Origin of the sequence: Herbaspirillum sp. YR522 (assembly GCF_000282575.1) — a bacterium.
Lineage (GTDB): Bacteria > Pseudomonadota > Gammaproteobacteria > Burkholderiales > Burkholderiaceae_D > Herbaspirillum.
Genome location: NZ_AKJA01000120.1, coordinates 12971 through 34594, shown reverse-complemented (window position 1 = coordinate 34594; position 21624 = coordinate 12971). Strand labels below are relative to the sequence as shown.

Genomic DNA, 21624 nt, shown 5'->3' with positions numbered 1-21624 from the left:
CTCAGCCCAAGTTTTTGATAATCCAGTTTCCATTGCTGAACTCGACGGCACGGTCGCAATCGAATTCGTCCTGATCGTTGTCGTGACCCGGAAGACTCTGGATCACGATCTCGCCGCTTTGGCGCAATTGCGCTATTTTCTCACGCAGACCGGCTTCGGTGCTCCATGGCGCATGGATGGCACGTTTGCGTTCGGCGCCCGGCATCAGCCGCGCCAGCTCCCGCAGGTCCAGCGAGAAACCGGTGGCCGGACGCGCGCGTCCGAAGGCTTCGCCGACATGGTCGTAGCGACCGCCGCGCAGCACCGCATTGGGCAGGCCCGCCACATACCCGGCGAACATGACGCCGCTATGGTAATGGTATCCGCGCAGGTCGGCCAGGTCGATGGTGACGGCCGCCCCCGCATGGCGCTCAGCCAGCTCGACCAGCGCCTGCAGCTCATCGAGCGCGGCGGCGATGCCGGGCAGCGCCGGCAGGCACAGCCGCGCACGCGCGATCACCGAGATGTCGCCGTACAGGCTGGGCAAGGCCAGCAGCGCATTGCGCGTCTGCGGCTGGTAGGCGGCGGTGAGCTCTTGCAGGCCGGGTACGTCCTTGGCCTCGAGCAGCGCGAACAGTTGCGCTTCCTGGCGGCGGGCCGCGTCGTCGTTGGCGATGATGGCACGCAGCACGCCCACATGGCACAGGTCGAGGCGAACCTGCTGCATGCCCGCCAGCGCCAGCGAATTCAAGGCCAGTTCCTGGATCTCGGCGTCGGCTTCGAGGCCGGCATGGCCATAGATCTCGGCGCCGATCTGGATCGGCTCGCGCGTGGCATGCAGGCCCGACGGCCGGGTGTGCAGCACGCTGCCGGCATAGCACAGGCGCGTCACCGAGGCACGGTTGAGCAGGTGGGCGTCGATGCGGGCGACCTGGGTGGTCATGTCGGCACGCACGCCAAGCGTGCGACCGGACAACTGGTCGACCAGCTTGAAGGTGCGCAGGTCGGTATCCTGGCCGGCGCCGGTCAACAGCGACTCCAGGTATTCGAGCATGGGCGGCATGACCATCTCATACCCGTAGAGGCGAAAGTTGTCGAGCAGGCGACGGCGCAGCTCCTCGATCTTGCGCGCCTCGGACGGCAGGACGTCGGCGATGTTTTCGGGAAGAAGCCAGTTAGGCATAAAACGGATCAATCAAGAGAAAAAACGGAAAAACAGGTTAGGCGACCATACCCGGAAAAACTCTCGCATCACGGGAAAATTGCCAGGCAAGAATGCTTTCGGCCGAGCGAAAAAAGGAAAGATGCCCTCAACTAGCGGCATCCCTCCTTTTACCCGATCGGCCCACGGCGTCACGGGCGCATTCTACGCGGTTGATTACTTCTTGGGGCTTGCAGTGCTGGTGCCGACACCCTTGAAATATTTAAAGAACTCGGAGCTCGGATCCACCACCATGACGTCGTGACGGTTCTTGAAGCTGGCGCGATACGCCTCGAGGCTGCGATAGAACTTGTAGAAATCCGGGTTCTGCCCGAAGGCCTGGGCATAGATCTGCGATGCCTTGGCGTCGCCGGCACCCCGGATCTTTTCGGATTCGCGATAGGCTTCGGCCAGGATCACCACCCGCTGGCGATCGGCATCGGCGCGAATCTTCTCGGATTCCGCCGCGCCCGTGGAGCGCAGTTCGTTGGCCACCCGCACCCGCTCGGACTTCATGCGCTCGAATACCGAATTGTTGATCTGCTCGACGTAATCGACGCGACGCAGGCGCACATCGATCACTTCCACACCGATCTGCTTGGCTTCGTTGGCCACCCGCGTCTGCAGCGCATCCATCACCTTGTTGCGCTGGCTGGAGATGACTTCGCGCACGGTACGCTTGGTGATCTCGTCGTTCAGGGCGGCCTTGACGATCTGCGACAGGCGATCCTGGGTGCGACGCTCGTCGGCGCCGAACGAGACGAAGTACAGGCGTGGGTCGACCACCCGCCACTTGACGTAGGCATCGACCAGCACGTTCATCTTCTCGGCCGTGATGAAGCGATCGGCGTCCGGGGTATCGAGGGTCTGGATGCGGCGGTCCAGGTACATCACGTTCTGGAACGGCGGCGGCAGCTTGAAGTGCAGGCCGGGCTCGCTGATGACCTGCTTGACTTCACCGAGTGCGAAGACGATGGCCGAGGAACGCTGGTCGACCACGAAGATGGTCGACGAGGCCAGCCAGATCGCCACCACGGCGACGATCACGGTAGAGATAAGGCGGCCCATCAGCGCACCTCCCTTTCGCGCGACTCGCGCGGATCACGGTTTCTCATGTCTCGCATCAATTCGGACGAATACACTGTGTCATTTCCCGAGGTATTGTTGGAAGAAGCCGCCGCGCCCGCCGGCACCGGCGACTGGCTGCCGGCCGGCACCGGGGCCTTGGCCGGCTGGGCATCGCCCGCGCCCTGCTGGATCAGCTTGTCCAGCGGCAGGTACAGCAGGTTGCCATTGCTCTTGGAGTCGACCATCACCTTGGTGGTATTGGCGAAGATCTGCTGCATCGTTTCGAGGTACATGCGGTCACGGGTGACGGCCGGCGCCTTCTGGTATTCATCCAGCACCTGCTTGAAGCGCGAGGCATCGCCCTCGGCATTGGACACCACGCGCGAACGATAGGCATCGGCTTCCTCGAGCAGGCGCGAGGACGCGCCGGAGGCGCGCGGCACCACGTCGTTGGCATAGGCCTGGCCCTCGTTCTTCAGGCGTTCGCGGTCCTGGCCGGCCTTGACGGCGTCATCGAACGCAGCCTGCACCTGTTCGGGCGGCTGCACGCCCTGCATCGTGACATTGGTGATCTGCACGCCCGACTTGTAGCGGTCGAGGATCTGCTGCATGCGCTGGTTGACGTCCATCGCGACCTTCTCGCGGCCTTCGTAGAGGACGAAGTCCATCTTGCTGCGACCGACGATCTCACGGATGGCGGTCTCGGCAACCTGGCGTACGGAATCGTCCGGGTCGCGGTTGTTGAACAGCCATTCGGCGGCATTCTTGAGGCGATACTGGACCGCGAACTGGATGTCGATGATGTTTTCATCATCGGTCAGCATCAGCGATTCCTTCAGTTGCTTGTTGCGCACGTTACCGCGATAGCCGATCTCGGCAGTACGCACCTGCGACATGTTGACGATTTCGTGGCCCTGGATCGGATACGGCCAGCGCCAGTTGAAACCGGGCAGCGTGGTATGGCTGTAACGGCCGAAGGTGGTCACCACGGCAGTCTGGCCTTCCTGCACGATGAAGAAACCGCTGGCCAGCCAGAGAAAGGCGACGATCACCGCAATGACGCCCACACCGATGCCGGCGCCCTTGATGTCGCCGCGATTGAAGCCGCCGCCACCATCGGAACCGCCACCGCCGTTGCCACGGCGACCCAGCATGCCGGACAGGCGCTGGTTGAAGTCGCGCCACATCTGATCGAGGTCTGGCGGGCCGTCATTACGGCCGCCGGATGGCTTTTCAGGGCGTTTGTCCCCACCATTCGCGTTATTGTCGCGATTTTCGTCTTGTGAGCCGCGCCCCCATTGAGGGTCGTTCAACGAAAACTTCACACCGATTTTCTTGAATAAAGACACAAGCATGCGTTTGCGATCCGGCTGTAGTTATTGATTAAGAGAACCAAGGAGGAATGCGCACAACGACCGAGGCCAAGCTCAGGCGCGCACGTCTTCGGAATCGACTGGCAGGGATTGGCTGCGGCCCCTCGCCTCCATAGCGGCCTTGAGCGAAGCGGCCACCGCCTCGCGCAGCAGATCCAGGCCAGCACCAGACTTTGCGCTGACGAAAACCCGCTGGATATTACCATACTCATCATGCTCGATTGCCGGCTCCAGCCCTGCCGCGTCGATCTTGTTCCAGACCAGGATCTGCGGCACGTGATCGGCGCCGATTTCCTTCAGGACCAGGTTGACCTGCTCGATCTGTTCCATGCGCACCGGGCTGGCGGCGTCCACCACGTGCAGCAGGAGATCTGCGTGGATGGTCTCTTCCAAGGTGGCGCGGAACGCCTCGACCAGCTGGTGCGGCAGTTCGCGGATGAAGCCGACGGTGTCCGATACCACGGCATGTCCAGCATCGCCGAGGTAGACCCGGCGCGAAGTCGTGTCCAGGGTGGCGAACAACTGGTTGGCGGCATACACGCCGGCCTTGGCCACCGCGTTGAAAATGGTCGACTTGCCGGCGTTGGTATAACCCACCAGCGATACCGAGAATGTATCGTTGCGCCCCCGCGCACGACGCTGCGTGGCATGCTGCTTGCGCAACTTGGCGAGCACCGCCCGTAAGGCCTTGACCCGCTCGCCCAAGAGGCGACGGTCGGTCTCGAGCTGGGTTTCGCCCGGTCCGCGCAGGCCGATCCCCCCTTTTTGCCGTTCGAGGTGGGTCCAGCCGCGAATCAGGCGGGTCGCGAGGTGCTGCAATTGCGCCAGCTCGACCTGCACCTTGCCCACGTGGCTCTTGGCCCGTTGCGCAAAGATGTCGAGAATGAGGCTGGTGCGATCGAGCACGCGCACCTTCAGTACACGCTCGAGGTTGCGCTGCTGGGCAGGCGACAAGGCGTGGTTGAAAATGACGAGTTCGAGTTGCAGATCGGCAACGGCGTCGGCGACTTCCTGTGCCTTGCCGGAACCAACGAAGAGAGCGGCGTCCGGACTGGCACGACGCCCGGTGATGGTCATCACGGGCTCCGCGCCAGCCGACTTGGCCAGGAGGAATAACTCATCCAGACTTGCGGCAAAGTCACCCTTGCCAAAGTCCAGGCCGACTAACCCGGCACGCATTTTAAGATGCACACGGCGTCAAGCCGGCTCCATAAGCCATTATTCGGCGTCGGGCGAGTCGAGGCTGAGATTGACCGCGCGTGCAGGCACCACGGTCGAGATGGCGTGCTTGTAGACCATTTGCGTAACGGTGTTGCGCAGCAGGACCACATATTGATCGAAAGACTCTACCTGGCCTTGCAGCTTGATGCCGTTGACGAGGTAGATAGAGACGGGAACGTGCTCTTTTCTCAATGCGTTCAGAAATGGGTCTTGTAACAGTTGCCCTTTGTTGCTCATAGCAGCTCCACGGTGTTGTTGTGATCTTGAACTTGGATGCACTTTTTAAAAATTCAAGTGCGACCCCTATATGCTTTATGAATGTATACGATTTTGGCCGTGACAACCGAAACCGGTACTCAAATTAAAGCGTTATTTTCGACTACTTTTCTCGAGAGAATGGATTCTTTCCGGAGCGGAACTCGATACGCAGTGGAGTGCCAACCAGGGAGAAAGTTTCCCGGAAATGTTTTTCGAGATAACGTTTGTAGTTATCGTTGATGGCATCCAGCGCATTGCCGTGAATGACCACCACTGGCGGATTCTGCCCACCCTGGTGCGCATAGCGCAGCTTGGGACGGATCGAACCCTTGCGCGGCGGCTGCTGGTGTTCCACCGCCTGCTCCAATGCGCGCGTCAGGCGCGGCGTGCTGAGGTTGGCGGTGGCGGCGGCGTAGGCCGAGTTGATCGACTTCATCACAGGGCCGATGCCGCTGTTCTTGAGCGCCGAGACGAAGTGCGTATTGGCAAACGACAAGAAATTGAGCTTGCGGTCGATGTCGTTCTTGATGGCGTCGCGCTGGTCGCTCTGCAGGCCGTCCCACTTGTTCACGCCGACCACCAGTGCCCGTCCCGATTCGAGGATGAAGCCGGCGATGTGCGCGTCCTGCTCGGAAATATCCTGCTGGGCATCCAGCAGCAGCAGCACGACATTGGCGTCCGAGATCGACTGCAGGGTCTTGACCACCGAGAACTTCTCGATCGCCTCGAACACCTTGCCGCGGCGACGGATGCCGGCGGTGTCGATCAGCGTGTATTGCTGGCCGTCGCGCTCGAACGGGATCTCGATCGAGTCGCGCGTGGTGCCGGGCATGTCGAAGGCGATCACGCGCTCTTCGCCCAGCAAGGTGTTGACCAGCGTCGACTTGCCCACATTGGGGCGACCGACGATGGCGATCTTGATGCCCCGCACCTGGCCCTCGGGCTCGGGTTCGGCCTCGGGCCGGTTGGCCTCGACCACGTTGAGCGCCTCCTCGACCAGGTCGGCCACGCCATCGCCGTGGGCCGCCGAGATCACATACGGGTCGCCCATGCCGAGTTCGTAGAAGTCGGCCGTCACCGAGGTGTACTTCATGCCCTCGGATTTGTTGACCACCAGCAGTACCGGGCGGCCGCACTTGCGCAGGAAATCGGTGATGGTCTTGTCGTGCGGGGTGAGCCCCTGGCGGCCGTCGACGATGAACACCACCACGTCGGCCTCGACCACCGCCTGCTTGGTCTGCTTGGCCATCTCGTGCATGATGCCTTCCTTGGCCACCGGCTCGAATCCACCGGTATCGATCACCAGGAACGGGCGTTCGCCAACCCGGCCTTCGCCGTAATGTCGATCGCGCGTCAGGCCGGGCAAATCCGCCACCAGCGCGTCGCGGCTGCGGGTGAGCCGATTGAACAACGTCGATTTGCCGACGTTGGGGCGGCCTACAAGTGCAATTACCGGTTTCATTTCAATTCACTTCAAGTTCACTCGGTCGCGATTGCTACCACGGATCCCGAGCGGGTCTGGAAAACCACCGTCTCCCCGGCATTGACCGGAGGAGCCTGGATGGGACTGCCATCGCTGGACACGCGTGCCACGAAGGTACCATCTTCCCGGGACAGGAAGTGGATATACCCCTCGAAGTCACCCACGGCCACCGCGCGGCTGGTGGCGATCGGGCTCGACAACTGGCGATTCTTGAGGCGCTCGTTGCGCCACACTACCGCACCGGTGTCGCGTGCGAATTCGGTGACCACGCCACCGACGTCGGCGGCGTAGACGTTGCTGTCGTCGAGCGTGACGCCGACGTCGCTGGAAAAGTCCTTGATCCAGCGCACATTGCCATTGAGCAAGTCAAAGCAGCCGATACGCCCCTGGTAGGCGACCGCGCAGATGTCTCGCAAGCCCAGTGCCGGCACGCCCGACACGTCCGAGATACGCTCCAGCTCGGTGGTGCCGCGCGGGTCGCCCACCGGCACCTCCCAGCGCGGGCCGCCATTGTTCAAGGCCAGGGCCGACAGGCGACCGCCCGGCAGCGCCACGAAGGCCGTCTGCGAACCGATCACGATGCCGGGCGCGTTGCGCAACGTCAACGATGGCACGTTGCGCTGGACCATCCAGCGCCGCGTGCCGTTGTCGGCGTCATAGGCCGTGACGCGGTTGTCGATGCTGCGCACCACCACCAGTCCTTCACCGACGGCCGGGGCCGACAGCACTTCGCTGGAGGCCTGCGCCTTCCAGGTCGGCTTGCCGGCGCCGTCGTAGGCCTGGATCATGCCTTTCTCGCCCACCACCACCACGGTGCTGCCATCGGTGCCCACGCCCGCCGTCAGCGGGATCTCGTTGCGCACCCGCCAGACGGTCTGGCCGGTCTGCGCATTGATGCGCACCAGGCTGCCATCGGCACCGGCGGCGAACACGCTGCCGGCGGCGTAGGCCGGGGTGAAGTTGAAGTTGCCGGCCTTGCCGACCGACACGTTCCAGGCGGTCTTGACGCGCAGCTTCTGTGCAAACTCGACCAGCGGTGCCGGCGGATTCGGGTCTTTCTTGCCGGAAAACCAGGCACAGCCCGACAGCGACACCACAGCCGCGACGGCGGCCAGTTTCAGGACCAGCTTGCCGACATTCCGGGAGCCGGCAAAGGATGTTGCCTGGGCAGCAAATGCTGTCGCACTACGCATGTTGTCTTTCCTCTAAGCGATGGATGGGTTCGCGGCGGGGTTGCGGTTCGTCGCCCCCGGCACGGACGCCCTGCGTGCGGCAGGCACGTCCGGTAGTCATGCCTGGTCAGGCCGTCGGGGTATCGCCACCGATGGCGTCGAGCTTGATCTGGATCAGCTGGCGGCCGGGATCCTTGGCTTCGGTCTTCTCCAGCGCCAGCTTGTAGGCAGCACGTGCGTCGTCACGCTTGCCCTGCGCCAGCAGCACGTCGCCGCGCCGATCCGCGATGGCGCCGGCGAAGGTGGCCGGGTAATCGCCCGACAGCACCTTGAGCGCTTCGTCGTAGGACTTGGCATCGAGCAGCACGCCGGCCAGTCGCACCGCGGCGATGGCCTTGTACTCGGCGCCACGGCCATGGTCGATCACCCACTGCAACTGCTTCTTGGTCGTGTCGATGTCGTTGGCTTCGAAGGCCGACTTGGCGGCCACCAGGGCGCTCATGCCGGCATAGGCGGTACCCGAGAACTTGTCCTGGATGTCACCGGCGGCGCGCTGCACCTTGGCATTGTCGCCGGCCAGCAAGGACTTCTGCTGCTCTTCGTACAACACCGACGCCTGCGCCGACTGGCGGCCCTGGTACGTGTTCCAGCCGGTCCAGCCGGCATAGGCCGCCAGCACGACGATCAGGGTCCAGGTCGCCAGGGCGCCGTACTTCGCCCACCAGGCCTTGATGGAGTCGAGCTGTTCTTGTTCTTCGAGATCGTATGCCATTTATCTAGTTCAGTATCTGATGTGGTTGACGATGGATGGAAAGCGGCGAACCGCCGGGGTTCAGGGGCGGTAGTGCACGTGCTCGTGGCCATGACCGTGATCATGGCCATGGTCGTGGTCACCGACGATCTGGTCCACGATGTAGTCGACCACGCCATCGAAGGCCAGGTTGCTCTGGTTGGAGTGGCCCTCGCCGGCTTCACCCTCGCCCGCCGGCGCCTGGCGCAGGTGCTTGACGGTGGCGGTACCGGCCTTGATCTCGTCTTCGCCGATGATCACCGCGAACGCCGCGCCGCTGCCGTCGGCGCGCTTCATCTGCGCCTTGAAGCTGCCGCCGCCGTTGGCCGATGCGCAATGTAGCACAACATCGAGCCCGGCAGTCCGCAAACGCTCGGCCAATACGAAAGATTGCATTTGCGCATCTTCGCCCTGGTGCACCAGATAGACGTCGCATTGATTGGGCGCGTACTGCTCGCCGCTGGCCTTCATCAGTTCCAGCAGGCGCTCCACGCCCATGGCAAAACCGCAGGCCGGCGTCGGCTTGCCGCCGAACATCTCGACCAGCGGGTCGTAGCGGCCGCCACCGCAGACCGTGCCCTGCGAACCCAGCTGGTCGGTCACCCACTCGAACACGGTGCGGTTGTAGTAATCCATGCCACGCACCAGGCGCGGATTGATCGAATACGGCACGTTGTTGTGCTGCAGGATCCGTTGCACCCCCTGGAAGTGCGCCAACGATTCCTCACCCAGGTAATCGAGCAGCTTGGGCGCGGCGTTGACCATGTCCTGCATGGCCGGATTCTTGGTATCGAGGATGCGCAAGGGGTTGGCATGCAGGCGGCGCTGGGCATCGGCGTCGAGCAGGTCGCGGTGCTGTTCGAAGTAGGCAATCAGGTCGGCCCGATGGCGATTGCGCTCTTCTGCGTCGCCGATCGAATTGAGTTCCAGGCGGATGTTTTCCAGGCCCAGGTCATCCCACAGGCGCTGGCACATCATGATCAGCTCGGCATCGATGTCGGGACCGGTGAAACCGACCGCTTCGGCGCCGACCTGGTGGAACTGGCGATACCGACCGCGTTGCGGCCGCTCATGGCGGAACATCGGTCCCACGTACCACAGCCGCTTGGGGCCGTCGTAGGTCAGGTTGTGTTCGAGCGCGGCGCGTACCACGCCCGCGGTATTCTCGGGACGCAGCGTCAGGTGGTCACCGTTCATCGAATCGGTGAAGGAATACATTTCCTTCTCGACGATGTCGGTCACCTCGCCCAGGCCACGCTTGAACAGTGCCGTCGGTTCGACGATGGGGGTGCGGATCTGCTGGAAACCGTAGCTCTTGAGCACCGAATGCACGGTGTTCTCGAACAGCTCCCACAAGGGCGCATCGGCGGGCAGGATATCGTTCATGCCCTTGACGCCGACGATCTTCTCGACTTTCTTTTGTTCTGACATACCGGGTCCGGAAATAGTATCTTCGTTTCAAAATGGCGCCGCCGGCGCATGCCGGCCGCGCACGGGGCAGGCTCAGGCCGTCGTGTCCTGGCCGTAATGCGACTGGACGTAGTCCAGCACGATGCCCTGGAATTCTTCGGCGATGCGTTCGCCGCGCAATGTCATGCGCTTTTCGCCGTCGATGAACACCGGCGCGGCCGGCGATTCGCCGGTGCCCGGCAGGCTGATGCCGATGTTGGCGTGCTTCGATTCGCCGGGGCCGTTGACGATGCAGCCCATGACGGCCACGTTCATGCTTTCGACGCCCGGATACTTGCCCTTCCACAGCGGCATCTGGTCGCGCAGGTAGGTCTGGATCTTGTCGGCCAGGTCCTGGAACACGGTCGACGTGGTGCGCCCGCAACCGGGACAGGCAATGACCATCGGCGTGAACTTGCGCAAGCCCATGGTCTGCAGGATCTCTTGCCCGACCACCACCTCGCGGGTGCGGTCGCCGCCCGGTTCGGGGGTAAGCGAGATGCGGATGGTGTCGCCGATGCCTTCCTGAAGCAGCACCGACAGCGCCGCCGTCGAAGCCACGATGCCCTTGCTGCCCATGCCGGCCTCGGTCAGGCCCAGGTGCAGCGGATAATCGCAACGGCGCGCCAGCTCGCGGTACACCGCGATCAGATCCTGCACGCCCGAGACCTTGCAGGACAGGATGATCTTGTCGCGCCCCAGGCCCAGTTCCTCGGCCCGCTGGGCGTTCTCGATGGCCGAGGTCACCAGCGCTTCGTACATCACGGCCTGGGCCGGCCATGGTTCGGCGCGACCGGCGTTCTCGTCCATGATGCGGGCCAGCAGCGCCTGGTCCAGGCTGCCCCAGTTGACGCCGATGCGGACCGGCTTGTCATGCTTGCAGGCGACCTCGATCATCTGCGCAAACTGGGTGTCGCGCTTGGCGCCCTTGCCGACATTGCCGGGGTTGATACGGTACTTCGACAGCGCACGGGCGCAATCGGGGTATTCGGTCAGCAGCGTATGGCCGTTGTAGTGGAAGTCGCCCACCAGCGGCACATCGATGCCCATGCGATCGAGCTGGTCGCGAATGGCCGGCACGGCGGCGGCGGCCTCGGGCGAATTCACGGTCAGGCGCACGATCTCGGAGCCGGCGCGCGCCAGGTCCTTGATCTGGATCGCGGTCCCGATGGCGTCGGCGGTATCGGTATTGGTCATCGACTGCACCATCACCGGCGCGCCGCCACCGACGACGATCTCGCGCGTGCCATGGCTGATCACCACGCGGCGGCTCTGGCGACGCGTAAGGGGTCCGGATGCGATCGGGAAATTGGACATGACGGCTCAGTTCAGATTCAGGCGCGCGACGTTATTGCCACTGGTGGACTTCAATTCCAGCGGCTTGCCGCGCAACGTTGCGTCCACGCCGGCGGCATTGCCGATCACCAGTACGCTGGCGTCGGCCACATCGAAGGCTTCGGTGGTGCCTGCCTTGAGCAGGCGCGAAATGATGGTGGTCTTGTCGGCGCGCCGGATCTCGACCCACGAGTCTTCACGGAAGGTCAGGCGCAACAGGTCGCGACTGTTGACGATGGTCAGGCCGCTGGGAAGAGCCGGGTCGGCCGCTTTTGCCGCGGCACTGGCTGGAGCGTCTGCAGCCGCGGGTGCTGCAGGCGTCGCCGCTGCCGCAGCCGATGCTGCCGAAGTCGATGCTGCCGAAGCCGACGGTGCCGCCGCCGGCACCGAGGCCGATGGCGTGGCCGGCACGATCGCGCTCGGCGCGGCCGGTGCCGGGATAGTGGCCGCCGGCGTTGGCTCGGCCGGCGCGCCGGCATTGTTGCCGCCCGCACCCGGCTCGAGCGTCTCGACCCGCGCATTGACCGGGGTGTCCGCAGCGCCTTCGGCAACCGGGGCCGGCTCGGCCGGGGACGCGTCGACGGCATTGGCGTCGGCGGCTTGTGGCTTGAGCCAGGCCAGTTGCGGCACGTCATTGCCCACGCTGGTCCAGTGCACGGCCGCCGCGCCCGCCACCGCAATGAGCACCAGTACGCCGATGATGACGGTCGCCGGCGAGGTGCCACCGCGATTGGCCAGCATCATGGCCGGCAATGGGCCCTCCGAAAAAGGGGTCGACAGTGAATGCTGGGGCACGATGTGGTCGCGCGCGGCCACCGGGGAATCCTTTGGCATGCCGGCGATGACGGCATCGGCATCCAGCCCGAGCGCCTTGGCATAACTGCGCACGAACCCGCGTGCCACGGCCAGGCCCGGCAAGGCGGCATAGTTGTCGGTCTCGATGGCGTGTACCTGTCGCGGTGCCAGCTTGACCAGGCTGGCCGCCTGCTCGATGGTCCACCCCTTCTTCTGGCGTTGCTCGGCCAGCACAGCACCCGGCAACGCAATCGCCGGCGATTGAGGTGCCGCCCCGCCCTCTTGCGACAACGGCACCTCATTCATTTGCTGATCACTCATCAATGCTCCACGTGAAAAAGCTTTTTTTAAAACCGGCTGCAGCCGGATTCTTCTGGAGCGCCCCGGCGCCGCGCCCACAACGCGACGGCCGGCACTTCGACATCCATGCCGTCACCCGGATATCTCCACGATGCGACCGAAGTCGCGGCCGAACTTTTCCTGGTACTCGGCCATCTTCTGCATGCGTTCCTGCACCCGGGTGCGGTCCTTGACCTCGCCGGCCAGCTGGCCGCACGCGGCGTCGATATCGTCGCCGCGCGTCTTGCGGATGGTGGTCACGATCCCGGCATCCATCAGAATCTGGGCGAAAGCCTTGATGCGCGGATTGTGCGAACGCTTCAGGCCCGACTCCGGGAACGGGTTGAAGGGAATCAGGTTGAACTTGCACGAGATCGCGGTATCGCCCTGGGTGACCAGTTCGATCAGTTCGCGGGCGTTGACGTCAGAATCGTTGACGCCGTCCAGCATGCAATATTCGAAGGTGATGAAATCGCGCGGGGCGAACTCGAGATAGCGCTTGCACGCAGCCATCAGTTCGCGCAGCGGATGCTTGCGATTGAGTGGAATGAGCGAATCGCGCAGCGCATCGTTGGACGCGTGCAGCGACACTGCCAACGCCACCGGGCATTCCTGTGACAGGCGGTCGATCATCGGCACCACGCCGGAGGTCGACAGCGTCACGCGCCGGCGCGACAGGCCGTAGGCATTGTCGTCGAGCATCAGGCGCAGGGCGGTGACGGTCGGCTCGAAATTGAGCAGCGGCTCGCCCATGCCCATCATCACCACATTGGTGATCTGGCGCTCGCCCTTGGGTCCTGGCTCGACACCCTTGGTGCGACGCAATTCGAACTCCGCCATCCACAACTGGCCGATGATCTCGGCCACGGTGAGATTGCGGTTGAAACCTTGCTTGCCGGTGGAACAGAAGCGGCAATTGACAGCACAGCCCGCCTGCGTCGAGACGCACAGCGTGCCGCGATTTTCTTCGGGAATGAATACGGCCTCGACCGCATTGCCCTGCCCCACGTCCACCAGCCATTTGCGGGTGCCGTCGGCAGAGGTGTGGTCACTGATGATGGCCGGCGCGCGTACTTCGGCGCGGGTCTTCAACTTGTCGCGCAGCGACTTGGCCAGATCGGTCATCTGGTCGAAGTCGCCGACGCCGAACTGGTGGATCCAACGTTGTAATTGCTTTGCGCGAAACGGCTTCTCACCCAACTCGCCGCAGTAAGCGACGAGTTGCGCGGGATCCATATCCAGCAGATTGGTGAGAGCAGTAGTCATAACGCTTTCGGTCGGGTCAGGGCAGGAAGGTACGGCGAGAGTGCCGCGCCGCTTCCTGCAGTGGCCATGGCAACCGACAAAAACAGGTACAGATTAACGCGAATAGACGTTCAGCGCAGGGAAGAAATAAGCGATCTCGCCCTTGGCGGTTTCTTCAGCGTCCGAACCGTGCACGGCGTTGGCATCGATCGAATCGGCGAAATCGGCGCGGATGGTGCCCTTTTCTGCCTTCTTCGGATCGGTGGCGCCCATCAGGTCTCGGTTCTTCAGGATCGCGCCTTCGCCTTCGAGCACCTGGATCACGACCGGACCGGAGATCATGAAGTCGACCAGGTCCTTGAAGAAAGGACGCTCGCGGTGCACGGCGTAGAAGCCTTCGGCTTCGGCGCGCGACAGTTGGGCCATGCGCGAAGCGACGATCTTCAGGCCGGCGTTTTCGAAGCGGCTGTAGATTTGACCGATAACATTCTTGGCCACTGCATCAGGCTTGATAATGGACAGGGTACGTTCGATTGCCATGAGAAAAACTCCAATAAAAATAAAGGCTTAAAGCCATAAATTGTTAATTCGATGAACCTTGTATTTTAGCATGAAACCATCAAACAACATGACAATCCGATCATCGCAAGCCAGGTCGCGACAACTCGACCACCGTCCGGGCTGGCGGCCGGCTGACTGGCAAGAGTGACAACTTGTCGCAATTGGGTATAGCCATGCTATGCTGTAACTCGCATTTAAACGCATTTGGAGGACAAATGAATCAACATCTGGATACTGCTTTCGGCCATTCGACTGCCAATGTGGCCAGTCGCAACCGCGTATTGCGCAATACCTACTGGCTGCTGGCGCTGTCGATGATCCCGACCGTGCTGGGCGCCTGGCTGGGCGTGCAGCTCAATTTCAGCCTGTTCGCCGGCAGCCCCATGATCGGCTTCGTGCTGTTCATGGCAATTGCCTTCGGCTTCTTCTATGCCATCGAGAAGACCAAGAACTCGGGCCTGGGGGTAGCGGTCCTGCTGGGCTTCACCTTCTTCATGGGCCTGATGCTGTCGCGCCTGATCCAGTACACGCTGGGCTATTCCAACGGCGGCGCCCTGATCATGACAGCCTTCGGCGGCACCGCCGTCATCTTCGGCGCCATGGCCACCATCGCCACGGTGTCCAAGCGTGACTTCTCGGGCATGGGCAAGTGGCTGTTCGTGGGTGTGCTGGTGATCCTGGTCGCATCAGTGGCCAATATCTTCCTGCATATGCCGGCATTGCAACTGGCCATCTCGACCATTGCCATCGGCATCTTCTCCGCCTACATCCTGTACGACGTGCAGCAAGTGGTCAACGGCGGCGAGACCAATTACATTTCGGCAACCCTGTCGATCTACCTGGACGTCTACAACGTGTTCGTGAACCTGCTGTCGCTGCTCGGCATCCTGGGCGGCAATCGCGACTGACGTTGCCACCTCGGCAACAAAAAACCGGCCTCACGGCCGGTTTTTTTACGCCAACGCCGGGCTCACGCCAGGTCGAAGACGGCGATCGACTCCACATGGGCGGTGTGCGGAAACATGTTGACCACGCCCGCGTGGCTGAGGGTATAGCCGCCCTGATGCACCAGCATGCCGGCGTCGCGCGCCAGCGTGGCCGGGTTGCACGACACATAGACGATGCGCCTGGGCTTGAGGTGCTGGTGCTGCGGCGGCAGCTCCACCAATGCGCGGCAGACTTCCTGGGCGCCCTCGCGCGGCGGGTCGATCAGCATCCGGTCGAACTTGCCCAGGGCGATGAAATCCTCGGGCTTGGCCTCGAACAGGTTGCGGCAATGAAAGCTGGTCTTGCCGGCCACGCCATTGACCTCGGCATTCTCCAGCGCGCGGGTGGTCAGGGCAGTGCTGCCCTCGATGCCCACCACTTCGCGCACCTGGGTGGCGATGGGCAGGGTGAAATTGCCCAGCCCGCAGAACAGGTCTGCGACCCGCTCGTGCGGCTGCGCGTCCAGCAGGCGCAAGGCGCGCGCCACCAGCACCCGGTTGATCTGGTGATTGACCTGGGTGAAATCGGTGGGCTTGAACGGCATCCGGATACCGAACTCGGGCAAGGTGTACTGCAGTTGCGAGCTTGGCGGGTAGAACGGCACCGCCGTCTCGGGGCCCTTCGACTGCAACCACCACTGGATGCCATGGCGCTCGGCGAATGCCTTGAGCAACACCTCATCGGCGGCGCTGGGCGGCGCCATCACGCGCAGCACCAGCACCGTGACCTTGGCCCCATCGTCGCCCTCGCCCACGGCCAGCTCCATCTGCGGCACGCTGTCACGGATCGACAGCGCCGCGACCAATTCACGCAGCGGCACCAGGATCGCCGACACGTTCGGCGGCAGCACGTCGCAGGTCTTCATGTCGACGATATAGATCGAGCGCTTTTCGTGGAATCCCACCAGCACCCCGCCCTTCTTGGGCACATTGCGCACCGAGATGCGGGCGCGATAGCGGTAGCCCCAGGTCGGCCCGTAGACCGGACGCAACATGACGCCGGCGCGGGTCTTGCCGATATGCCACAGGTTGTCTTCGAGGATGCGCTGCTTCATGGCCACTTGCGCGGCCGGTTCCAGGTGCTGCATGGCGCAGCCGCCGCAGGTGTCGAAATAGGCGCAGCGCGGCGTGGTGCGCTGCGACGACTCGCGATGCAGCGCGGTCATGTTGGCCGCTTCCCAGCGGGCCTTCTTGCGAAACGAGCTGAAACTGACGCGCTCGCCCGGCAATGCGCCCTCGACGAAGACCACCTTGCCGGGCGTGCCATCGTCGTTGTGCAGGTGGCCGACGCCGCGACCGTCCATGTCGAGCGATTTGATATCTATGATGGGATCTTGTTGCATGAAGGAAACGACAAGGGTGGGACGCAGGGTCCGCTGCCAAAAAGGAAAAGCGCTATTGTCCGCGATCCGGCAGCCGGAGGAAAGCACCGCACCCGAAGCGGCGTCGTTTCGCCCGGATCGGCACGCAGGCAAAAGGCGCCGAAAAGACCTAGAACAGGGCGTCGCGCCCCACGCCGCGCGCCGTCAACAGGCGTTTGAGCTTGACCAGCGCCTCCTGCTGCACCTGCCGCACGCGTTCACGGGTGATGCCCATCTCGCCGGCCAGCTGTTCCAGCGTGGAAGGATCGTCGTTGTCGAGCCCGAAGCGGCGCGCCACCACCACGCGCTGCTTCTCGGTCAGGCCCTTGAGCCATTCGCGGATCAGCAGCGCCATCTCGTGGGTCTCGGCGCGGGTGTCCGGGTTCTCGTCGACGTTGCTCGGCAGCAGGTCCATCAGGCTGGCCTGGGGATCATTGTCCAGCGGGGTATCGAGCGAGGCGGCGTGTTCGGACAAGGCCAGCACGTCCTGCACTTCCTCGACGGGGCGCTCGACCAGATGGGCGATATCCTCGGCGCTGGCGTCGCGCCCATTGCGCTGCTGCGCCTCGAGATGGTACTTGGCGCGCAGGATCTGGTTCAGTTCGCGCACCATATGCACCGGCAGGCGCACGGTGCGTGCCTGGTTCATGATGGCGCGCTCGATGCTCTGGCGGATCCACCAGGTGGCGTAGGTCGAGAAACGGAAACCGCGCTCGGGTTCGAACTTGTCGATGGCGCGCATCAGGCCGAGGTTGCCTTCTTCGATCAGGTCCAGCAAGGCCACGCCACGATTGATATAGTGCTTGGCGATCGACACCACCAGGCGCAGGTTGTGCTCGATCATCTTCTGGCGGGCATCGAACTCGCCCTGCTTGGCCAGGGTGGCGAAGTGCAGTTCCTCGGCCGCCGTCAACAGCGGCTTGGCGCCGATCTTGTTGAGGTAATGCTGGGTGGTGTCGGTGGAGAGCTCGGCGGCCAGCACCTTCTTGAGCTCTTCCTGGCCGCTGGCGGGTGCCGCCGGCTCGCCCTGCCCGCCTTCGCCTTCGCCGTCGGCGGCGCCCTGGGCGTCCAGGGCGGCGGGATCGCCATCAATCACTTCCGGTTCGTCGACCTCATCAATGGGTTCGTCCATGTCCTCTTGGCGAGGATCCTGGTCCGGCTGGTGATCGCGGCGATTACCTGTCATAAGCTAACGTGGCGGTAAGTATTTGGCGGGGTCCACAGGCTTGCCCTGTTGACGGATTTCAAAGTGCAGTTTCACGCTGTCGCTATCCGAATTGCCCATCTCCGCGATCTTCTGCCCCTTGGTGACGCTCTGCCCTTCCTTGACCAGTATGGTCTTGTTATGCGCATACGCCGACAGCAAGTTGTTGGTGTGCTTGATGATCACCAGGTTGCCGTAGCCACGAATGCCGCTGCCGGCATACATGATCTTGCCCGCACCTGCGGCCATGACAGCCTGGCCCGACTTGCCGGCGATATCCACGCCCTTCTTGCCACCCTCGTAGGTGCCCACCACCTTGCCCTCGGCCGGCCACATCCAGCTCACGCCCTCATCCTCGTTGGCCGCGGCCGCCGGCGCGCCGGTGCCAGGCTTGTCGGAGGCATGCTGCTGCTCGGCCTTCGGCGCCGCGGGTGCGGCCGCTGCTGCCGGCGCCGACGCCGCATCCGGCCGCTCCAGTTCGGCCAGGGCGCTGTCGGAATAGGCCCGCTTGTCGCCGCGCGGACCGGTCTTGTTGCCACCTGCTGCGGCTACCGCCGTCGGTGCCGTGCCGGGCGCGCCCAGCGGCTTGACTTCGATACCCGCCGTCTGGGTCGGTGCCACCATGGCGGTCTGGGCCGGCCCGGCACCCACGCGATCGGGCGGCGCCACGCGCAACACCTGGTCGACCTTGATATCGTTGGGGTTGGTCAGGTTGTTCCAGGCCACCAGGTCACGATAGCTCTGCCCCACTTCAAGTGCAATGCGATACAGCGTATCGCCCTTCTTGACCGTGTAGGTTCCGTGTCCGGACGGCGCTGCCGCGGCAGCGGGCGCCATGGGGACGGTCTCGACCGGCTTGGCAGTATTGGTGGTACGTTCGACCACCGGCGCCTGGTTGGGAGTCGAGCTGCAAGCAGCCAGGATACCGACGACGCCCCCCAGGACAGCCAAACGAATTTTGTTCATGCTCTTACAGTAAATTTTAGACAACGCTAGTGGACCCGCCACCAGCGACAGAAGTTCATCCGCGCCCATGGGCCCGTGCGGCCCTTAGTTCTTTGTTATTACACCGTGCCCGGCCGCAGCGGCACGAAATGGCACGGTTCCAGCGTCGAGCGCCGCCAATCGCGTTGCCCGGTACGTTCGATCAGTTCCAGCATCTGCTGGCGCTCGCCCACCGGCGCGACCAGCCGTCCGCCAATGGCCAGTTGCTCGAGCAGGGCCTGCGGTACTTCCAGGCCGGCTGCGGCCAGGATGATGCCATCGAACGGCGCCACCTGGGGCAGGCCAAGCATACCATCTCCGTAGTGCAAGCGGATATTGGCCACGCGCAACGGACGCAGGTTGGTCTTGGCCAATTCGTGCAGCGGCTTGATGCGCTCGATCGAATACACCTCGGTGGCCACCCGCGACAGCACCGCCGCCTGGTAGCCGCAGCCGGTACCGATCTCCAGCACCCGCTGCAGGCGCCCACCATGGCGGTTTTCACGCATGACCTCGATCATGCGCGCCACGATGTAGGGCTGCGAGATGGTCTGGTGATGGCCGATCGGCAGGGAGGCATCGATATACGCCTGGCTGGCCAGCCCCGGCTCGACGAACATGTGCCGCGGCACCGCCTCGAGCGCGGCCAGCACCGTGGCGTCGCTCACGCCCTGCTTGGCCACGCGCGCCACCATGGCGCGCCGCACCGCCTCCGAGGCCAATGGCGAGGGGTGGTTGGAGCTGTTGGTCTGGGTCACGTTCATCACATTGCGCACCGCCGTCTTGGGCACCGGATGCGCACTCAACAGCGGCGGAGCGGACGGCGGCAGCTGGCGCGGCGTGGCCGGCGTGCGCAGTGCCTGCGACAGGCCCTGCTGCAGCGGGGTCAATGCATTGCGCTGCTCGGCCGCGCGTTGCGACGACTGGGCCGCATTCTTGGCCGCTGTCTGGGTGGTGGCCTGGGCGCGGCCGGCGCCGGCATTGCCGCTTTTCTTCTTGTCGACCACCGACGACAAGGTCAGTGGAAAACGGCTTTGCTTGTCGCTCATGCGAGCGCTTTCTTGAGGTTGTCGAGCTGGGCGGCGTGGGTCAGGTCGATCTGCAGCGGCGTGATCGAGACGAAGCCATTGGCCGTGGCATGGAAATCGGTGCCCTCGCCGCCGTCGCGTGCCTGCCCGGCCGGGCCGATCCAGTACAGGTCGCGCCCGTGGGGATCGGTCAGCTTGTGGACCGGCTCGGACATATGGCGCTTGCCCAGGCGCGTGGCCACCGGGCCGCGCAACCGGTCGTAGGGCAGATTGGGAATATTGACGTTGAGCAGGTACGGGCGCGGCAAGGTGTCGAACTGGCGCTGCACCACTTCGCGGGCGACCCGCGCGGCGCTCTCGAGTTGGTCCCAGCCCTTGTGCATCTGCGAAAAGGCAATCGCCGGGATGCCGAACAGGAAGCCCTCGGTGGCCGCCGCTACGGTACCGGAGTACAGCGTGTCGTCGCCCATGTTCTGGCCCTGGTTGATGCCCGACACGATCAGGTCGGGGCGTTCGGTGAGCAAGCCGGTCAGGGCGACGTGGACGCAGTCCGAGGGCGTGCCGTTGAGATAGTAGAAACCATTGGCCGCCTGCTCGACCCACAGCGGACGGTCCAGCGTAAGAGAATTGGAGCTGCCGGAACGGTTGCTGTCGGGCGCGACGACGGTGATGTCGGCGATCGGTGCGAGCACCTCGGCCAGGGCGATGATGCCGGGCGCAAGATAACCGTCGTCGTTGCTGATCAGGATTTTCATGGCCTGCATTTTAACCGAAGCCAAGCCCGCCATCGCAGCGCGACAGCACAATCTCGCAGCCCCGCGCGGCGGCCAGCCCGGGCGCTATTCCTGGGCGCTCAGCTCCTGGTAGACATAGGCCGACAGCACCAGCCGGTCGCGCGCCGGCAGCTGCGCAAATTCGATGCCGTACTTGAACCAGCCGGGGTCGCCCAGCGACTCCACGGTGCGCAATACCACCGGCAGGTCCAGGCTCAGTTGCTGGTCGGCGATACCGGCCACGAACGAGAGCTTGCCGAGCGCTCCCTTTTGCGGCGCGCCCTGCGCCAGCGGCGGCGCCACCAGCGAAGCCCCGCCCAGGCTCAGGTCGATCACGCTGGCCGGCAACGGATGGGCCGCGCCGAACGTGAGATATCCCTCGGCGCCGACCGGCACCCGCATATCCTGGCGGATCACCGTGCAGCGCACCTCGCGCGGACTCGACAGGTGCATGTAGGCAAACGGCGCCTGCTGGTTCTTCAGCAATTGCGCCGAAAAGGCATAGGCGCGCTTGCCGGCCAGCGCCCGCACCACGAACGCCTGGCCTTCGCGGATGAACACCTGCCGCCCCTCCTTGAGCGGCACGCTGACCAGGATGCTCTTGCCGGGGATCACGCCCAGCAGCGTGACGCCGAAGCGCTGGGCGGCGTCATCCTTGAACTGCAGCCACAGGCTGTCGCCCATCTGCCAGCGCACCTCCTCGGGAGCGATCACGCTCTCGGCCCCGCGCACCGATGCCGAGGGCTTCAACGGCGGCTTCTTGCCCATGCCCAGCTTCTTGCGCAACACGTCGCGTGCCTGCGGCAGCGGCACCGACATGGTGTCGGGTTCGCTGACCCAGTTGGCGTTGCGATACAGTCCATTGGTCACCAGCCCTTCGAGCTGCGCCTGGGTCTCGACCACGGTGCCGCGCGCCAGCAGCAGTTCACCGGCTTCGTTGTAGATCGGCCAAGGCGCGGGGCGGCCCAGCATCAGTTCGGAGGCGCGTACCGGCACCAGGGAAGTCAGGCTGGACATGG

20 protein-coding genes are annotated in these 21624 nt (G+C 63.9%); 1 reads left to right on the top strand and 19 read right to left on the bottom strand.

Annotated elements, in window-relative coordinates; all coding sequences use genetic code 11:
• Position 1 precedes the first annotated feature (1 nt).
• The 13 genes from PMI40_RS17115 to ndk form a co-directional block, all read right to left on the bottom strand.
• Positions 2-1162 carry an ATP phosphoribosyltransferase regulatory subunit gene (locus PMI40_RS17115; RefSeq protein ID WP_008117853.1) on the bottom strand — a complete coding sequence of 387 codons (1161 nt, stop codon included), beginning with the start codon at positions 1160-1162 and terminating at the stop codon, positions 2-4.
• 195 nt (positions 1163-1357) lie between these two features.
• Positions 1358-2248, bottom strand: a complete 891-nt coding sequence (gene hflC, locus PMI40_RS17110; RefSeq protein ID WP_008117851.1) for a protease modulator HflC — start codon at positions 2246-2248, stop codon at positions 1358-1360.
• The gene (gene hflK / locus PMI40_RS17105) at positions 2248-3603 is read right to left on the bottom strand and encodes an FtsH protease activity modulator HflK (protein WP_008117850.1); all 1356 of its coding nucleotides are present in this window, start codon (positions 3601-3603) and stop codon (positions 2248-2250) included. Before hflK ends, hflC begins: the two co-directional genes overlap by 1 nt.
• 72 nt (positions 3604-3675) lie before the next feature.
• Positions 3676-4800: a GTPase HflX gene (gene hflX / locus PMI40_RS17100; RefSeq protein WP_008117848.1), complete on the bottom strand. Its 1125-nt coding sequence runs from the start codon at positions 4798-4800 to the stop codon at positions 3676-3678.
• 39 nt (positions 4801-4839) lie between these two features.
• Complete coding sequence (gene hfq / locus PMI40_RS17095; RefSeq protein ID WP_008117846.1) at positions 4840-5079, bottom strand: RNA chaperone Hfq; 240 nt, start codon at positions 5077-5079, stop codon at positions 4840-4842.
• Between the two features lie 142 nt (positions 5080-5221).
• The gene (gene der / locus PMI40_RS17090; protein ID WP_008117844.1) at positions 5222-6562 is read right to left on the bottom strand and encodes a ribosome biogenesis GTPase Der; all 1341 of its coding nucleotides are present in this window, start codon (positions 6560-6562) and stop codon (positions 5222-5224) included.
• A gap of 17 nt (positions 6563-6579) precedes the next feature.
• On the bottom strand, positions 6580-7776 hold the full coding sequence (gene bamB / locus PMI40_RS17085) for an outer membrane protein assembly factor BamB (RefSeq protein ID WP_008117843.1): 1197 nt from the start codon (positions 7774-7776) through the stop codon (positions 6580-6582).
• 106 nt (positions 7777-7882) lie between these two features.
• Positions 7883-8527: a tetratricopeptide repeat protein gene (locus PMI40_RS17080; protein WP_008117840.1), complete on the bottom strand. Its 645-nt coding sequence runs from the start codon at positions 8525-8527 to the stop codon at positions 7883-7885.
• 60 nt (positions 8528-8587) lie between these two features.
• Entirely contained in the window at positions 8588-9976 is a 1389-nt protein-coding gene (gene hisS, locus PMI40_RS17075; RefSeq protein ID WP_008117838.1) for a histidine--tRNA ligase, read from the bottom strand.
• 72 nt (positions 9977-10048) lie between these two features.
• Entirely contained in the window at positions 10049-11311 is a 1263-nt protein-coding gene (gene ispG, locus PMI40_RS17070; protein ID WP_008117835.1) for a flavodoxin-dependent (E)-4-hydroxy-3-methylbut-2-enyl-diphosphate synthase, read from the bottom strand.
• Between the two features lie 6 nt (positions 11312-11317).
• Positions 11318-12445, bottom strand: a complete 1128-nt coding sequence (locus tag PMI40_RS17065; protein WP_008117834.1) for a helix-turn-helix domain-containing protein — start codon at positions 12443-12445, stop codon at positions 11318-11320.
• Positions 12446-12556: 111 nt separating this feature from the next.
• Entirely contained in the window at positions 12557-13729 is a 1173-nt protein-coding gene (rlmN, locus tag PMI40_RS17060) for a 23S rRNA (adenine(2503)-C(2))-methyltransferase RlmN (protein ID WP_008117833.1), read from the bottom strand.
• A gap of 93 nt (positions 13730-13822) precedes the next feature.
• A complete protein-coding gene (ndk, locus tag PMI40_RS17055; protein ID WP_008117832.1) occupies positions 13823-14248 on the bottom strand; it encodes a nucleoside-diphosphate kinase in 426 nt (141 codons plus the stop codon).
• A gap of 236 nt (positions 14249-14484) precedes the next feature.
• Here ndk and PMI40_RS17050 point away from each other — a divergent pair, with 236 nt between their 5' ends.
• Entirely contained in the window at positions 14485-15177 is a 693-nt protein-coding gene (locus PMI40_RS17050; protein ID WP_008117830.1) for a Bax inhibitor-1/YccA family protein, read from the top strand.
• A gap of 62 nt (positions 15178-15239) precedes the next feature.
• On the opposite strand, the gene rlmD is transcribed toward PMI40_RS17050, so the two are convergent.
• The 6 genes from rlmD to PMI40_RS17020 form a co-directional block, all read right to left on the bottom strand.
• Positions 15240-16598: a 23S rRNA (uracil(1939)-C(5))-methyltransferase RlmD gene (gene rlmD / locus PMI40_RS17045; protein WP_008117828.1), complete on the bottom strand. Its 1359-nt coding sequence runs from the start codon at positions 16596-16598 to the stop codon at positions 15240-15242.
• Between the two features lie 148 nt (positions 16599-16746).
• Positions 16747-17802 (bottom strand): RNA polymerase sigma factor RpoS, encoded by a 1056-nt coding sequence (rpoS, locus tag PMI40_RS17040; RefSeq protein WP_040502256.1) that lies wholly within the window; start codon positions 17800-17802, stop codon positions 16747-16749.
• 3 nt (positions 17803-17805) lie between these two features.
• On the bottom strand, positions 17806-18786 hold the full coding sequence (locus PMI40_RS17035) for a peptidoglycan DD-metalloendopeptidase family protein (RefSeq protein ID WP_040502254.1): 981 nt from the start codon (positions 18784-18786) through the stop codon (positions 17806-17808).
• Between the two features lie 98 nt (positions 18787-18884).
• A complete protein-coding gene (locus tag PMI40_RS17030) occupies positions 18885-19853 on the bottom strand; it encodes a protein-L-isoaspartate(D-aspartate) O-methyltransferase (protein ID WP_008117822.1) in 969 nt (322 codons plus the stop codon).
• On the bottom strand, positions 19850-20587 hold the full coding sequence (gene surE / locus PMI40_RS17025) for a 5'/3'-nucleotidase SurE (RefSeq protein ID WP_040502260.1): 738 nt from the start codon (positions 20585-20587) through the stop codon (positions 19850-19852). Before surE ends, PMI40_RS17030 begins: the two co-directional genes overlap by 4 nt.
• An 84-nt stretch (positions 20588-20671) precedes the next feature.
• Positions 20672-21622, bottom strand: coding sequence for a flagellar brake protein (locus tag PMI40_RS17020; RefSeq protein ID WP_008117819.1), 951 nt, complete (start codon positions 21620-21622; stop codon positions 20672-20674).
• Between the last annotated feature and the right edge of the window lie 2 nt (positions 21623-21624).

What these genes read in the sequence shown, in the direction of transcription:
- PMI40_RS17115 (WP_008117853.1), bottom strand. Translation starts at nt 1,162, where the DNA reads ATGCCTAACTGGCTTCTTCCCGAAAACATCGCCGACGTCCTGCCGTCC.
- hflC (WP_008117851.1), bottom strand. Translation starts at nt 2,248, where the DNA reads ATGGGCCGCCTTATCTCTACCGTGATCGTCGCCGTGGTGGCGATCTGG.
- hflK (WP_008117850.1), bottom strand. Translation starts at nt 3,603, where the DNA reads ATGCTTGTGTCTTTATTCAAGAAAATCGGTGTGAAGTTTTCGTTGAAC.
- hflX (WP_008117848.1), bottom strand. Translation starts at nt 4,800, where the DNA reads ATGCGTGCCGGGTTAGTCGGCCTGGACTTTGGCAAGGGTGACTTTGCC.
- hfq (WP_008117846.1), bottom strand. Translation starts at nt 5,079, where the DNA reads ATGAGCAACAAAGGGCAACTGTTACAAGACCCATTTCTGAACGCATTG.
- der (WP_008117844.1), bottom strand. Translation starts at nt 6,562, where the DNA reads ATGAAACCGGTAATTGCACTTGTAGGCCGCCCCAACGTCGGCAAATCG.
- bamB (WP_008117843.1), bottom strand. Translation starts at nt 7,776, where the DNA reads ATGCGTAGTGCGACAGCATTTGCTGCCCAGGCAACATCCTTTGCCGGC.
- PMI40_RS17080 (WP_008117840.1), bottom strand. Translation starts at nt 8,527, where the DNA reads ATGGCATACGATCTCGAAGAACAAGAACAGCTCGACTCCATCAAGGCC.
- hisS (WP_008117838.1), bottom strand. Translation starts at nt 9,976, where the DNA reads ATGTCAGAACAAAAGAAAGTCGAGAAGATCGTCGGCGTCAAGGGCATG.
- ispG (WP_008117835.1), bottom strand. Translation starts at nt 11,311, where the DNA reads ATGTCCAATTTCCCGATCGCATCCGGACCCCTTACGCGTCGCCAGAGC.
- PMI40_RS17065 (WP_008117834.1), bottom strand. Translation starts at nt 12,445, where the DNA reads ATGAGTGATCAGCAAATGAATGAGGTGCCGTTGTCGCAAGAGGGCGGG.
- rlmN (WP_008117833.1), bottom strand. Translation starts at nt 13,729, where the DNA reads ATGACTACTGCTCTCACCAATCTGCTGGATATGGATCCCGCGCAACTC.
- ndk (WP_008117832.1), bottom strand. Translation starts at nt 14,248, where the DNA reads ATGGCAATCGAACGTACCCTGTCCATTATCAAGCCTGATGCAGTGGCC.
- PMI40_RS17050 (WP_008117830.1), top strand. Translation starts at nt 14,485, where the DNA reads ATGAATCAACATCTGGATACTGCTTTCGGCCATTCGACTGCCAATGTG.
- rlmD (WP_008117828.1), bottom strand. Translation starts at nt 16,598, where the DNA reads ATGCAACAAGATCCCATCATAGATATCAAATCGCTCGACATGGACGGT.
- rpoS (WP_040502256.1), bottom strand. Translation starts at nt 17,802, where the DNA reads ATGACAGGTAATCGCCGCGATCACCAGCCGGACCAGGATCCTCGCCAA.
- PMI40_RS17035 (WP_040502254.1), bottom strand. Translation starts at nt 18,786, where the DNA reads ATGAACAAAATTCGTTTGGCTGTCCTGGGGGGCGTCGTCGGTATCCTG.
- PMI40_RS17030 (WP_008117822.1), bottom strand. Translation starts at nt 19,853, where the DNA reads ATGAGCGACAAGCAAAGCCGTTTTCCACTGACCTTGTCGTCGGTGGTC.
- surE (WP_040502260.1), bottom strand. Translation starts at nt 20,587, where the DNA reads ATGAAAATCCTGATCAGCAACGACGACGGTTATCTTGCGCCCGGCATC.
- PMI40_RS17020 (WP_008117819.1), bottom strand. Translation starts at nt 21,622, where the DNA reads ATGTCCAGCCTGACTTCCCTGGTGCCGGTACGCGCCTCCGAACTGATG.